This is a genomic window from Microbulbifer maximicatervae (SeqCode) (assembly GCF_052468095.1).
In genome coordinates this window covers 2,390,445-2,403,383 of sequence record NZ_CP174332.1, presented here as the reverse complement: position 1 = coordinate 2,403,383, position 12,939 = coordinate 2,390,445, and the positions used below count along the sequence as shown (strand labels likewise).

Sequence of the window (12,939 nt, the reverse complement as noted above, 5' to 3'; positions counted from 1 at the left end):
GAAATTAGAAGCGGTAGTCTACTGATAACCTGATATCGCGGCCTGCCTCATAAATTCCGGCTACGCTACCAAACCCGGTAATATCTGTATAATCTGCTACGCTGGAGTGATCCCGATAGTGCTCATTAAACAGGTTTTGAACCGCTAAATTCACATTCAGACTGTCATCTGCCAGTGGTTCCCAGTGCAAGTAAAGATCGTGTACTTGGTAACCGGGCTTGTCAACCTCTTGGATACTGTCGACATCGTCGTCGACCTCTACTGAGCGGTGTAAAACTTCAATATCATTTAAGTCTTGTACCAGTGTAAAATTCCAGCCCAACTCTAATTTCGGTGTAATAGCATAGCTGGTGGTCAGGTTCCATGTATCGCCGCGAGCATTTGCTAAACCGTTGTGCTCATACCCCTCTACAGTCTCTCCATTCAATTCCGAATCATTGTGGCTGAATGCGGCACTGATGGTTAACTGATCCCAAACATATGAGGCGCTGAGTTCAAACCCTTCAGTTTCCAGCTCACCAATATTTTCATAATAAACGGGACGCCCGACCTGATCAAAAATAACGTCATCGATAGTGCTGCGATAGATAGCGGCTTTTAATTGAAGGCCGTCCAGGCTGTATTCTAGCCCCAACTCGGTATTGTCGACCGTCTCAGCATCCAGGTCAGGATCAAGAGTTGCCGACCACAGAGTAAACCCATCTCCAACCTCCTTGCCGCGCATCGCTGTTGCATGACCCGCAGTAAAGGTGAGTGCATCGGTAAGCGAATAACTCATTCCAATATTGGGACTGAAACCCTGGCTATCCGTCTCGTCATCATGAGTCACTTGTTCCAGCTCGTATTCGTCGTAACGAAGTCCAAAACTTAGCAATAGCGCGTCCGTAGCCTGCCAATGATCCTGGATATAAGCTCCACGAACATGTCCTTCTTCAAGCCAGGAGTTGAGGCCTCCCTCCACCCCTTCCACTTCATCCTCACGGGCTTCAATGCCATAGGTGATGGTATGTTGACCAACACTGCTGGTATTACGTAAATCAAAACCGATGGATTCCACGGAAGCAACGTAGTCCCATAGCTCCCGCCATGCTTCTGATTTTGTATGATAAACCGTTGTTTCCAGATTGATCAGATCGCTGGGAGAAAACTGATGGTTGACAACAAAGGTCTGGCGCTCAGCTTCCATCGGGTAGAGAGTATCGCCTTGAAGGGCGGGCCAGTTGGGATGTCTACTGAACTCGCCTGATTCTTCCCGCTGTTCAAAACTGACACTCAGTTTTTGATCTTCAGACAAATCGCCACTTAATTTTATAAAGGCGAGATCCTGTTCGGAAGCTGTACCATAGATAGTGTCACCGTCGCCATCTTCCATATCGTCGCGATCAACGGTTACAAATGACCCAAGTAGTCCCCAGTTGTCAGTTATCTTTCCATAAACTGAAGCACTGGCTTTCTCACCATCATTACTAAAGAAAGCGCCTTTCACTATTGCGCCAAACTGCTCACCGTCATCAAGTAGGTCATCCGCATCTTTGGTCTCAAAGCGGATAGCACCGCCAATGGCGCCAGCCCCACTGGTAGCTTCACCGGCTCCAGCCTGCACTTCAACCTTTTGCAACAGCTCAGGTTCTATCGATACCCGACCAATATGATGGAAGAGGGTGCTTGTTTGTGGAGCACCATCAACAGTCACATTAAGTAGTGTGTCTTCCATACCGCGGACATAGACTTTTTGCGCAATACCCAGTGACCCACCAACAGATACGGAAGGTATCTGGCGGAATATATCGCTGAGATCATTTGCCTGCTGCTTATCGAGTTCTTCAGGGGTGATCTCGGTATCAGTTGCCACACCGACAACAACGACAGTTTCCATTGGGTTTTGAGCAGTATCCTCTTGTTTCTGCACTTCCTGTGCCTGGCTGATGCCAGAGGCCAGGGCGCTGGATACCATCAAGGGGAGTAACGCATACTTATTACGGGAAATGTTGCGGGCCATTGGCTGTCCTTCACAGAGTTACCTATTTGCTAATGCGAATTATTCCTATTGGCAACTGTGAAGTACAGCAGTGTTGCATTTGTTACATTTAGTTGCATCAGTGTGTTGGAGAGTTACCTTATGCAGGCTCCAAAGATTGAGTGGGGAGAGTTACTCTCATACACAACCCTCCTACAGAGCGGTTGGAGGCTTCTACAGTTCCGCCCACGCTATGTAGCTGGCGTCGCGCCAACGCCAGGCCCAGCCCAAAATTTTTCGATTTTGATGTGCGAGACTGATCTGCTCGGAAGAAAGGCTTAAAGATACTGTCCAGTAGTTCTTCGGGAACTCCGGGGCCAGAGTCTTCAATATCAATAACAAATCTGCTTTTCGTATTTCCCTCCAGAAGGACATGAACGGCTTGTCCCTTCGGGGTATAGCGCATGGCGTTACGCAAGATATTTTCCAAGGCTTGTCCTACCGCCTTGTGATTAGACTGTCTTAATTCAGCCGAGTCTGGCAAATGAGTACAGATAGTGCGATCGGGAAATTCGAAACGGGCATCCTCGACAATCACATCAATAAGATCAACCAGATCCAAATCTTCGATACCTATAGAAGGCTGTTCATTATCCAGCCAGGCAAGGGTGAGGGTATCATCTACCAGGCGCCTGATATGAGCAGACTCCCGCTGAATCCTCTGGATATTTTTATCATCAGCGTGACTTGCGCCAGCTCCCTCTATGGCAATATCCAGTCGGGTGAGTGGAGTTCTCAGTTCGTGAGATAGATCCGCGATTAGCTGGCGCTGGTTGACGATCTGCTCTCCTATACGAGTAGCCATTTGATCAAAAGTTTTGGCTAATTCAGAAATCTCATCGTCACGATTTCCCAATTGGCGGTGCACTCGAACATCAAAGTTTCCCCGACTAAACTCCCGTGTTGCCTGCTCAAGTTTGCGCAGCGGGTGCATAATATGGCGATAGAGCATCACGGAAACTAAAGCCAGGATTCCCATTGGCAGGAGTATTTGCAGCAAGAGTCGCGTTGTTTTCCAGTAGCTGCCGGGGCGCATCCTATCGGGAAGAAGTACCAAGAGACTGGTTTGCTCGGTTGCAAAAGGAATTTCCATCACCGGGTTTTCTTCAAAATACAGGTGGACCTTCCAATCCACATCCCGGCCGAGGTTATAGCCGATGTAACGATGTTCATTTCCCGTCGCACCAGCTACATGGGTTAACTCATATTGGGTAACTGTGGCCCAGGTGTTTTCCTTCTCCTGTAATTCTTTTAACCACTGTTCCAATTCCCCCTCGTTGCTGGAGAGAAACCGCGCTTCCGCCTCCTTTCCCCACTGTTTCAATTCCGCTCGATGAGTTGCCTCCAGCATACTCATCTGCTCCTCGGTGCGAATAGTCAGGGAGTTGATCAGGTAAAAGAGAGAGACAATGCCCGCAGTAATCAGAAGGCATAGTTTCCAAAAAAGTTTGCGGTTCATTTCAAACAGTACCCTCTGCCATGTACTGTTTGTAGCCGGTCTCCACGCCATCCTGCTCCAGTCAGCTTGCGCCTGATTCGACTCAAGTGCATGTCCAAACTGCGGTCATAGGCACCCAGAGTACGGTTGAGAACTTGCTGTGAGAGATAGGCTTTGCTCAATACCTCTCCCCGGTGAACCGCTAACTCCCACAACAATTTAAACTGGGTAGCGGTAAAATCAATTGCCAGACCGCCGGTGAATGCTTGCTGAGCATTCAAATCGAGTTGCAGGTTGTCGATTTCTGTATGGTGGACGGCTTCCATCATCACTGGTTGACTACGGCGCAATAGCGCCTCAACTCTCAGTAACAGTTCGGTCTTGTTAAATGGCTTCGCCACATAATCATCCGCTCCGTGACGAAAGCCTGCGATCCTCTCCTCTTCAGCGCCCTTGGCAGTTAGGATGATGACTGGAACCTGACTGGTTTTGCGTAAAATTTTGAGTAGAGAAATGCCGTCCATTTCCGGCAGCATCAAATCGAGCAAAATTAATTGAGGTTGTTGCCTGGCAGCTTCCAGCAATGCGGTATTGCCATCAAAGCAAGCGTTGACCTGATATCCTGCGCTTTGGATCATTTCGCAGAGTTGGTCGTTGAGACCGCGATCGTCTTCAACGATCAGGATGTTGGATTGTGTGGGAGGTTTTTGGCTCATGAAGACATTAGCTGTATGCAAACTGGTTGTGGAGCAAATTACCACAATGAACAATGCCTAAATATAGTTAGTTGAAGAGATGAGTGTTTGTTCAGTCATAGCGCTGGGCTGAACTGCTGATGAACTCCAATAATTTGGCATTGTATGCTTGAGCATAAAATTTATTGTGTTCGTGCTGCTCGCTATCCAGAGCGTAATCTTCAATATGAAAGCCGGTTCCACATAGGAAAAATATTTCCTGAGGTCTGAATTCAGCATACTTACCTTGCAACTCTTCTTCTAGTATCCCGGTCGTTACATGGCCAACCCCTGGAGAATAAACATCCATGAACTTAGCTCGGTTATGAATGAAATCATCTTCCGCATCAATGAATCCACGCTCCGCTGACAGCACGGGATCGCTGGCTATTGCAATCAATTCATAGCTTTTTGAAAGTTCAGCCCATACCCAAGCGACTACACCAGCGAGAAGGGCCGTGCCCAGAAGAAAGGTATTTCTAAGGGTTGACGTCATTGTCTCCACCCGTGGAAGCCTGAAGGCTTCGTCCTAAGTAGGAAAAGTAGGCTGTGAAAGCCTGATTAATTCTTTTGCGTTGCTGCCCTTGTGGATACAGTCCCAACTTTGCCTCTTGACTAGCCTTTGAGCCAGCAACCAAAAAATTATTGTTGATACTGGCATCCTGAATAAATGCTTCGAAAGCTCGAGCACTCAGCTCTACGGGCTCACTGTAATAGACAGAACCATTAGCTTTATCGGCACTGACGGAAGCAGTCACCAAGTCACTGGGGTTATTACCACTCTCATCCAGCATCACAGTTTTAAAGCACGCAAAAAGTAAGTCATTGAGCGGGTGGGGTACTGGAGTTGCATTCCGTAACCAGGCCTCTGAGGCATACATGGTACTGGGCGTATCACTGAACGCTTTTTGGGCTAAGTAATGATCAAATGCATGAAACCATTCATGGGCAATAGAGCCAGGCCCCGCGTTCTTGGCAAGAGAAAAGCTCCGGGCAGTAGGGTCATAAAAGGCAGCCATCCCTGGGCGCCCGCCGATTCCATATTGAAAAGACAATGTACCTCGGAGGGATATCAATGCTTCCGGTCCTTGAAGAATGGCCATTAGATCAACAAGTGCATCATAAAAAAGCCCAGCGGCCCGATCGCGCTCCTCGCGAGTGACCCATCGGCCAACAGCAATTGAGCGAAAGCCGAATCGCTTCCTGACATCCACAAACGAAACGGGTTGTCGTTGCTGGGTTGCAGTGTGACCACTGCGATAAAATGCCCTGGTCAGGACCATAATCAATGCCAGTCGATTGGAGGAGGGGGGATATTAATCCTCTGGATTGAAGGCTTGCAAGAAATCGGAAGTGCTTCTATTCCTTTCAACGAATCCAATCGCTTTCTATTCCACCCAGTCAGAAAAGTAATCAACCAGGTAGTCAATCGCCATTCGCGCTCGCATGGGTAAAAAGCGACGATTCTGATACACGATCCAGCTACTGGCTCCGCGCCCACAAAAAGATTCCAAGATAGGCTCCAGTAAGCCCTCTTGAATTGAACCACTGAAACTGCTTTTGGGCATATAAGCTATACCCAAGCCTTGCTCGCAAGCTTTCACGATCGCATGGGCATTATTTGTTCTCCAGCGCCCACTAACCTTTACGCTTACAGGCTCTCCATTCAGGTCAAAAACCCATTCGTCATTGTTAGCCACCAAGCAACTCTGCGTTTTTAGTTGATCGGGGTGATTGGGTATACCATTTTCTTTCAGGTAACTCGGGCTTGCGACAGCCATCATTTGGCGGTCGGCCAGTTTACGAGCAACTAAGCCGGAATCCTCAAGGCGACCATAGCGTATGGCAAAATCAATCCCATCCTCGACGAAATTGACCATCCTGCTATTGAAGTCCATGTCGATTTTCAACCCCGGGTGTCTCAAGCCAAAGTCCATCAGGGCAGGGGCAACATATTGCTCAGCAAAGATACCAGCTCCGCTAACTCTTAGTGTTCCATTGAGCTGAAACTGTTGCTGGCTAACCTGCTCATTCGCCTGTTGCAGGCCAATCACTAACTCTTTACACCGCTGGTAATAGGCAGTCCCGGCCTGGGTCAGACTTACCTGACGTGTTGAGCGGGCCAAAAGGGATGAGCCCAAGCGCTCCTCCAGGCGGGAGACCTGCCTACTCACATGGCTAGTACTGCAGCCAAGTTGCTTGGCAGCCGCTGAGAAACCTTGGCTTTCTGCCACCGCTACAAACTCGACTATGCCGTCAAAATTTTCCATGTTTCTCAATCTCTATTATTGCCATTCTGCAAAGGTATTTAACAGATTTCACGCATTATCAGTAGAAGAGGGACAATCTACAATCCCTCCCCAATGAATACTGACCAACAGAGGAAAGAAACATGAAGAAAGTACTTATTCCAGTGACCAACCACGCCACCCTTGGTGAAACTGACCAGGCAAATGGCACCTACTCACCTGAGTTGACTCACGCGATTCACGTATTTATGGAGAGTGGGCTCGACTATGACATTGCCTCCATAAAAGGGGGTAAAGCACCACTCTATGGCACTGATATCGAAGGTGACGACATCAACCAGAAAGTGCTCAATGATTCAGATTTCCAAAATCGTATCAATAACACTATCCCTATGAGCCAGCTGAATACTGCAGACTATGATGCAGTATTCTACCCCGGCGGATTTGGTCTGCTTTCTGACTTGGCAACTAACGAAGACTTCGCAAAGCTAAGTGCCGAGATCTACGGAGAGGGTGGCACATTGGCCGCAGTGTGCCACGGCCCCGCTGGTTTCCTGCCTATCACCCTGAGCAATGGCGAAAAGCTCTTGGCTAGCAAGTCTGTCACCGGCTTCACTCGTGAGGAGGAGATTGACTTCGGCACCATTAATGACATCCCATTTTTGCTGGAAGAATCTTTGGCGAGGGGCGCTGCCCGCTACAACAAAGTACAACCTTGGCAGGAGTTTGTTATTGAAGATGGGCGAGTGATTAGCGGCCAGAACCCAGCAAGTGCACACGGTGTTGGTGTTGCCATCGCCAAACAGCTTGCCAGCTAGTTCATGGCCTGGCCGGCCCCTTTGGGGTCGGCTCGTGATTCTAAGTAGAGGTGTCCCGTAGTGCAAAATGCAGTTATCTACCCGTCTCTAATGCTTATTGCAGGCATTGGTATACCGGTAATGGCCACGCTGAATAGTGGTCTCGGTATTAAGCTTGGTAGTTCAGCCCTGGCAACTACACTGCTATTTCTCGTTGGACTTGTAATCTCCGCGGCCTATCTCTTGAAAACGGAGGGGTTACCCAGTGCTGTTTTTAGCAAAGATATTGCCTGGTACTTTTACTTGGGTGGGATTCTAGTAGCTTTCTATATATTGAGTGTGACTTGGGTGTCGCCAAGGTATGGTGTGGGTAATGCGGTATCTTTCGTTCTTCTAGGGCAACTGCTCGCCATCAGCGTTATCGACCATTTTGGGCTACTAGGTGCGCAGCAAACCAGCTTGGATACCAAGCGCCTTATTGGTCTCGCCATGATGGTTGTCGGCGTACTGTTGGTAGTGAAACGCACTTCTTAATTTCAGAAAAAATGGTTATGTAAAGAGAGCATATGGCTAATTTAATCGTTATGGCAAAAGTCACAATCCGCCCACAATATACTTCTCAGGCATCAGCGTTGTTAATCGAGCTGGCATGTAAGTCAGAACAAGAGTCTGGCTGTTTATCCTATAAAATTTTACCCTCACAGGATGAAGGCAATGTTTTCACTACGCTAGAAGTTTGGGAGTCTTCTGAAGCTGAAATGCAGCATTGGAATACAGACCACTTAAAAACCATCATTGCAAAGTTGAATCTACTTCTTGCTGCGGAGGCAAGAATCGAAAAATATACGGAGATAAAAACTATCTAGCACAACCGTTATTTTATATTGCAACTTTTTGTAATCTTACTTTTATAACATCAATACCTTCATTTTCATTGAAGTGAGTCTAATCGGACATCGACTTAAAGAAGTGCATATATACCAATGAGATAGCCTTTCTGTTAGGTTATTTTTTGATCTCATAATTAGGAGCGTGGCCTTTCTTATAAATCAGAACTGTTCGCTGAAAGCTCATAAAAGTATCTCCTCGCTGATTAATACCACGGGTTTCTACGCTAACAATACCCTGTGTTGGCCTAGACTTGGATTCACGCTTAGAAATGACCTCACTTTCTGCATAAACCGTGTCACCTTCAAAAACAGGTTTGAGCAGTTTAACTTTGTCCCACTCAAGATTGGCAACAACTTTCTTGCTAATAGTATTTACAGTCATACCCGTGACAATAGCCAATGTCAGAGTACTATCTACTAATGGAAGGTTCCATTCAGTGCTCTCTGCGTAATGGGCATCAAAATGGAGTTGCGCCGTATTCATAGTTAACAGGGTCATCCAGGTATTGTCTGTTCGCGTCAATGTCCTACCTGGGCGGTGCTCGATAATGATACCTTCTACAAAATCCTCGAAGTAGAAGCCAAAATCTTCGCGATATCGATTGTTGTCAATCTTTTTATAGGGGTTAAATTCCATCAATATTGCCTCCTTGATTGAGTGTCTCTAAGTTCGCTTGGTTATGCCCAGAGCACTTGTAGATTTTTGCTGGAGTAGCCTTTAGCTAAGATTATTAAAGTTTGAGATTATTTGCTGGGCTTTAGAGTAGATCGGGATATCTATCATTCGGCCCTCATATTGGCAGGCTTTACCTGAGGATTCATTGTAGATACGAACGATTTCCTTTGCTTCCTTATACTGGTCTAGTGTGGGTCTAAAAGATATCTTGATAGTTTTTACCTGTTTAGGGTGAATAGCTGCCTTGCCACTAAAGCCAAGCAATTGAGCCTCATTGAGTTCATTAATTAGTCCACCTTCATCCTTAAAGTTAAAACAAGGGGAGTCGTAGCAAGCTATCTGTTTGAGTGCGGCAGATTCGACCAATTTCATGCGCGCCCATATGAGTGCTTGTGGGGTGCATTCACAATTCAGATCGGCTGCATAATCAGCGGCCCCAAACATCAAACCTTGCAACTTTTCAGAACTACAGTTAACAATATCATATAAATTGGATGTTCCCTGAGCGGTTTCAATTAAGGCTATAATCGAAATATCCTTATAGGCTTCGCTCAAGAGCTCACTGATAAGGTTGATATCATGTTGAGATTCTGTTTTCGGATAAAGCACCACATCTATAAATGGCTTTTTATCAATAATTTCAGCCAAATCTTTTATTCCATTGATCGTTGACAAACTATTTATCCGAATTGCGCTTATAACACCATTCGAGCTTGGCCTTGAATAAAAATCGATCGCGATATCCCTGGCACTATCTTTGTCCTCCATTGGTACGCTATCTTCAAGATCAATGATTATTCCATTTGCCCCAACTTCAGACGCCTTAGCAAAGCGTTTCGGTTGGTTTCCTGGGGTGAATAACAATGCGGGGAAAAGCTTTAAATTGATCATTTTATCGCTCAAATAAAGTTCTGCTCTTTGGCCTGCTCCAATAAGCTCTTACGGAATTTAGGGTGTGCGATTTCAATCAAGGCAAGGGTCCGCTCTGTAGTTGATTTCCCCATCAGTCTGCAAGATCCGTACTCGGTTACCACGTAATCGATGTCTAACCGAGAGTCTGTGGTGATAGATTTCAAACGTGGAACTATCCTGGAGGTTTTACCACGCTGTGCCGTTGAGCTACTGGCCAGAATAGTCTTCCCATTTTTTGAGTAGTAAACTCCCCTCACGAAATCCAGTTGCCCGCCAACACCCGAGAATTGATGTCCAATGAATTCCGCATTGACCTGTCCACTGAAATCAATCTCAATAAATGAGTTAACTGAAATCATATTATCGATCTGGGCTATTATTTGGGGTTCATTCACATATGACACGGGCAGGCAGAACATAGATGGATTGCCATCTATAAAGTCAAATAGTTCTTTGTCTCCAGCTGCAAAAGTGAATACGCTCACATGAGGGTTAATTGTCTTTCGGGCATTAGTTACTGCTCCAGACTTAATAAGCTTAATCATACCTGGTGTTATTACCTCGGTATGAATGCCCAGATCTTTCTTTTTAGTTAGTTGTTCACAAACTGCATTCGGAATAGCACCAATACCCATTTGGATACATGCGCCATCAGGTATTAACGGAACAATGTAGTCACCAATTTTTCTATCTAAATCGGTAATCTCTTTTGGAGATTCCTCCGCTAATTCCATAGTGTTTTCAACAATGGCATCCACTTCACTAATGTGCAACAGGGTGGCCCCCGCTGTACGTGGCATATTTTCATTCACTTCCACAATTAATCGATTTGCGTGGCGCGACAACTCAATAGCATAATCACCATTAGTACCAAAATTGAAATAACCATGCTTATCCATCGGCGCCACAGTTACCAGGAAAGCATCTATTTTAACTTGCTCTCTGATTATTTGAGGGTATCGACTAAAAGATATAGGGACATAGTTAATATATTTTTCCCCTTTTGAAAATCCAGCATTTGCTAATTTAACTTCGTCTTTAGTTAGCATTGAAGAGTAAGGCCTTACCCGGCCCATTAGATCTTCTTGAAAAATAGTTTCCGTCGCGACCTTCCCACAACGCATATAATAGACTTTTAAATGTGTAATAAATCCATTTCGAATATGCTTCTCTAGTGCTGAAAGTAGGGCTGGTGGGCTAGCGGTGCGCATGCCGATAGAAATAACGCTATCGTCTGGGATTAAATTAACTGCTTCTTCAGGTAGTAGCTGTTTCTTTTTATACAGGGCGTTGTTATCCATAGCAGATTAACCGATTATTTGGCCACACTGTGATCCTTGAAGCGGCTGCTGTCGCTCTTACGGTCCTGTTACAAAGGCGTTAATAAGCAGAAAACGTTCATAGAGCTGCAATTAAGCACTAATAAGGAAGTAAGAGCTACTAAGCCCTGCGATTATAGTTTGTGAATTAAAGCTTGTTTCAGAAGGGCTAGTGACTTAACGATGAATATCATGCAGCTTGTTTGAGCAGATTCGGTTTTATGCAGTAGGTATGTTCTAAAAGCTCCGCAGTTGATCTTTATGCCACGGTGGTATTCGTAAAGTACCTAAATCTCTTAATGGTGTTCCACACTAGCTTTAAGTGCTATTCACCAAAGATTACTGCCTATCAGCTATCTATAAGAAAGAATGATGTGACTTTAGCTGATTCATCAAGCAGTGGTATGTCAAACCTCAGCAACTACACTTTTGCAAACACTCGTAGGTGCCGCACGGTACTATTCCAAATAGTTCTTTAGCGGTTCCCAAAGCAACCGTTGGAAGTCTATTCATGACAAAGTCAAAACGTCCACTGATTTCCGTCAACCCCTTGAACGGTAAAACTCTGAAGACTTATCACGAAATGTCACAAGAGGATCTCGACAAGGCGATCGGTCGCGCAGACAAAGCCTTTGTAATCTGGAGAAACCGAAGTTTTAGTGATCGAGCAGTGATACTAAAGCGTGCAAGCAACCTATTTGAGGAGCGATCCGAAGAACTTGCCCGCCTGATGGCGTTAGAGATGGGTAAGAAGCTCAGTGATGGTCAAGGTGAATTGGCACTTTGTGCTGAAATTTTCGACTACTATGCCGAAGAGGGCGAAAAAATCCTAGCTCCACAGCAGCTTTCCACCCGCGAAGGGGAGGGTACTTTAGTCTTCCAGCCCTTAGGAGTGGTCTACGGCATTCAGCCATGGAACTTTCCCTTCTACCAACCGGCTCGCTTTACCGCCGCCAACTTGATCGCCGGCAATGTTGTACTTACTAAACATGCTTCTAATGTTCCCCAGTGTGCCGAAGCCTTCGCACAGCTGTTGTTTGATGCAGGGGTACCGGAAGGAGTCTATACCAATCTACCGATCACATCCGGTGGGGCTGCCTCCATTATTGATGACGATAGGGTCAAAGGAATCTCATTTACTGGCAGCAATGCCGCCGGTGCAATGGTTGCAGAGCAAGCTGGCCGCAATGTAAAGAAAACTGTTATGGAGCTGGGTGGTGTTGATCCATTTATCGTGCTCGAAGATGCGGATATGGATTTAACGATACAGCGATTTGCGGAGGGAAAGCTGGGCAATTGCGGGCAGATATGTTTGGCTGCGAAGAGAATCATTCTAACTGAGCCCATTGCTGAAGAATTCCTAGACCGAGCTACCAAGCTGTTCCAAGCGCTGAAACCCGGTGACCCTCTTGTAGAAAGTACAGATTACGGTCCGTTATGTACTGAAAAGGCCGCTGAGCAACTGGAGGATCAAGTCAGCAAGTCCGTTAAGGCTGGCGCCCAACTGCTAGTGGGGGGTAAGCGCAATGGCGCATTTATCGAGCCAGGTATATTAACTGAAATACCCGCTGGTTCCCCGGCAGCAGTAGAGGAGTTGTTCGGCCCCATCGCTTGTGTTTGGGTGGTTCCCGATGAGGAGGCAGCGGTTAAGCTGGCCAATGATAGTCCCTTTGGCCTGGGTGGTTCTGTCTATACCCAGGACCATGAAAGAGGCCGCCGTGTCGCGGAACAGTTGGAATGTGGTACTGCCTTCGTGAACCATGCCGCTTCAAGCTACGCCAGTATGCCTATGGGAGGAGTGAAGAAATCCGGCTATGGCCGGGAGCTGGGAGAACTAGGTATTAAAGAGTTTGTCAATCAAAAGCTGATACGGTACTTCTAAGTAGCGCAATATAGACGTGGGCAGA

General features: G+C 46.4%; 13 protein-coding genes. 4 read left to right on the top strand and 9 right to left on the bottom strand.

From position 1 onward, the window contains the following. Positions 1 to 4: 4 nt before the first annotated feature. The 6 genes from ACJJIL_RS10270 to ACJJIL_RS10245 form a co-directional block, all read right to left on the bottom strand. A complete protein-coding gene (locus ACJJIL_RS10270; protein ID WP_444913762.1) occupies positions 5 to 1,999 on the bottom strand; it encodes a TonB-dependent receptor in 1,995 nt (664 codons plus the stop codon). Between the two features lie 118 nt (positions 2,000 to 2,117). Beyond that, a complete protein-coding gene (locus ACJJIL_RS10265) occupies positions 2,118 to 3,476 on the bottom strand; it encodes a sensor histidine kinase (RefSeq protein WP_445361879.1) in 1,359 nt (452 codons plus the stop codon). Continuing rightward, positions 3,473 to 4,171: a response regulator transcription factor gene (locus ACJJIL_RS10260; RefSeq protein ID WP_445361878.1), complete on the bottom strand. Its 699-nt coding sequence runs from the start codon at positions 4,169 to 4,171 to the stop codon at positions 3,473 to 3,475. Before ACJJIL_RS10260 ends, ACJJIL_RS10265 begins: the two co-directional genes overlap by 4 nt. A gap of 91 nt (positions 4,172 to 4,262) precedes the next feature. After that, positions 4,263 to 4,685: a hypothetical protein gene (locus tag ACJJIL_RS10255; protein WP_445361877.1), complete on the bottom strand. Its 423-nt coding sequence runs from the start codon at positions 4,683 to 4,685 to the stop codon at positions 4,263 to 4,265. Further along, a complete protein-coding gene (locus tag ACJJIL_RS10250) occupies positions 4,669 to 5,472 on the bottom strand; it encodes a CLCA_X family protein (protein WP_445361876.1) in 804 nt (267 codons plus the stop codon). Before ACJJIL_RS10250 ends, ACJJIL_RS10255 begins: the two co-directional genes overlap by 17 nt. A 105-nt stretch (positions 5,473 to 5,577) precedes the next feature. Further along, positions 5,578 to 6,459, bottom strand: a complete 882-nt coding sequence (locus ACJJIL_RS10245) for a LysR family transcriptional regulator (protein WP_445361875.1) — start codon at positions 6,457 to 6,459, stop codon at positions 5,578 to 5,580. A gap of 122 nt (positions 6,460 to 6,581) precedes the next feature. Here ACJJIL_RS10245 and ACJJIL_RS10240 point away from each other — a divergent pair, with 122 nt between their 5' ends. The 3 genes from ACJJIL_RS10240 to ACJJIL_RS10230 are packed head-to-tail and all read left to right on the top strand — an operon-like array spanning position 6,582 to position 8,101. After that, the gene (locus ACJJIL_RS10240; RefSeq protein ID WP_445361874.1) at positions 6,582 to 7,256 is read left to right on the top strand and encodes a type 1 glutamine amidotransferase domain-containing protein; all 675 of its coding nucleotides are present in this window, start codon (positions 6,582 to 6,584) and stop codon (positions 7,254 to 7,256) included. Between the two features lie 60 nt (positions 7,257 to 7,316). Then, positions 7,317 to 7,769 carry a DMT family transporter gene (locus ACJJIL_RS10235; RefSeq protein ID WP_413665794.1) on the top strand — a complete coding sequence of 151 codons (453 nt, stop codon included), beginning with the start codon at positions 7,317 to 7,319 and terminating at the stop codon, positions 7,767 to 7,769. 32 nt (positions 7,770 to 7,801) lie between these two features. Next, positions 7,802 to 8,101 carry a putative quinol monooxygenase gene (locus ACJJIL_RS10230; protein WP_445361873.1) on the top strand — a complete coding sequence of 100 codons (300 nt, stop codon included), beginning with the start codon at positions 7,802 to 7,804 and terminating at the stop codon, positions 8,099 to 8,101. 139 nt (positions 8,102 to 8,240) lie between these two features. On the opposite strand, the gene ACJJIL_RS10225 is transcribed toward ACJJIL_RS10230, so the two are convergent. The 3 genes from ACJJIL_RS10225 to ACJJIL_RS10215 form a co-directional block, all read right to left on the bottom strand. Next, positions 8,241 to 8,762 carry a MaoC/PaaZ C-terminal domain-containing protein gene (locus ACJJIL_RS10225; protein ID WP_445361872.1) on the bottom strand — a complete coding sequence of 174 codons (522 nt, stop codon included), beginning with the start codon at positions 8,760 to 8,762 and terminating at the stop codon, positions 8,241 to 8,243. A gap of 81 nt (positions 8,763 to 8,843) precedes the next feature. Beyond that, a complete protein-coding gene (locus ACJJIL_RS10220; protein ID WP_444908299.1) occupies positions 8,844 to 9,704 on the bottom strand; it encodes an HpcH/HpaI aldolase/citrate lyase family protein in 861 nt (286 codons plus the stop codon). Beyond that, the gene (locus ACJJIL_RS10215; RefSeq protein WP_444908298.1) at positions 9,701 to 11,014 is read right to left on the bottom strand and encodes an acetyl-CoA hydrolase/transferase family protein; all 1,314 of its coding nucleotides are present in this window, start codon (positions 11,012 to 11,014) and stop codon (positions 9,701 to 9,703) included. Before ACJJIL_RS10215 ends, ACJJIL_RS10220 begins: the two co-directional genes overlap by 4 nt. A gap of 529 nt (positions 11,015 to 11,543) precedes the next feature. Between ACJJIL_RS10215 and ACJJIL_RS10210 the strand changes: the two genes are divergently transcribed. Beyond that, complete coding sequence (locus tag ACJJIL_RS10210) at positions 11,544 to 12,914, top strand: NAD-dependent succinate-semialdehyde dehydrogenase (RefSeq protein WP_445361871.1); 1,371 nt, start codon at positions 11,544 to 11,546, stop codon at positions 12,912 to 12,914. Positions 12,915 to 12,939: the final 25 nt, after the last annotated feature.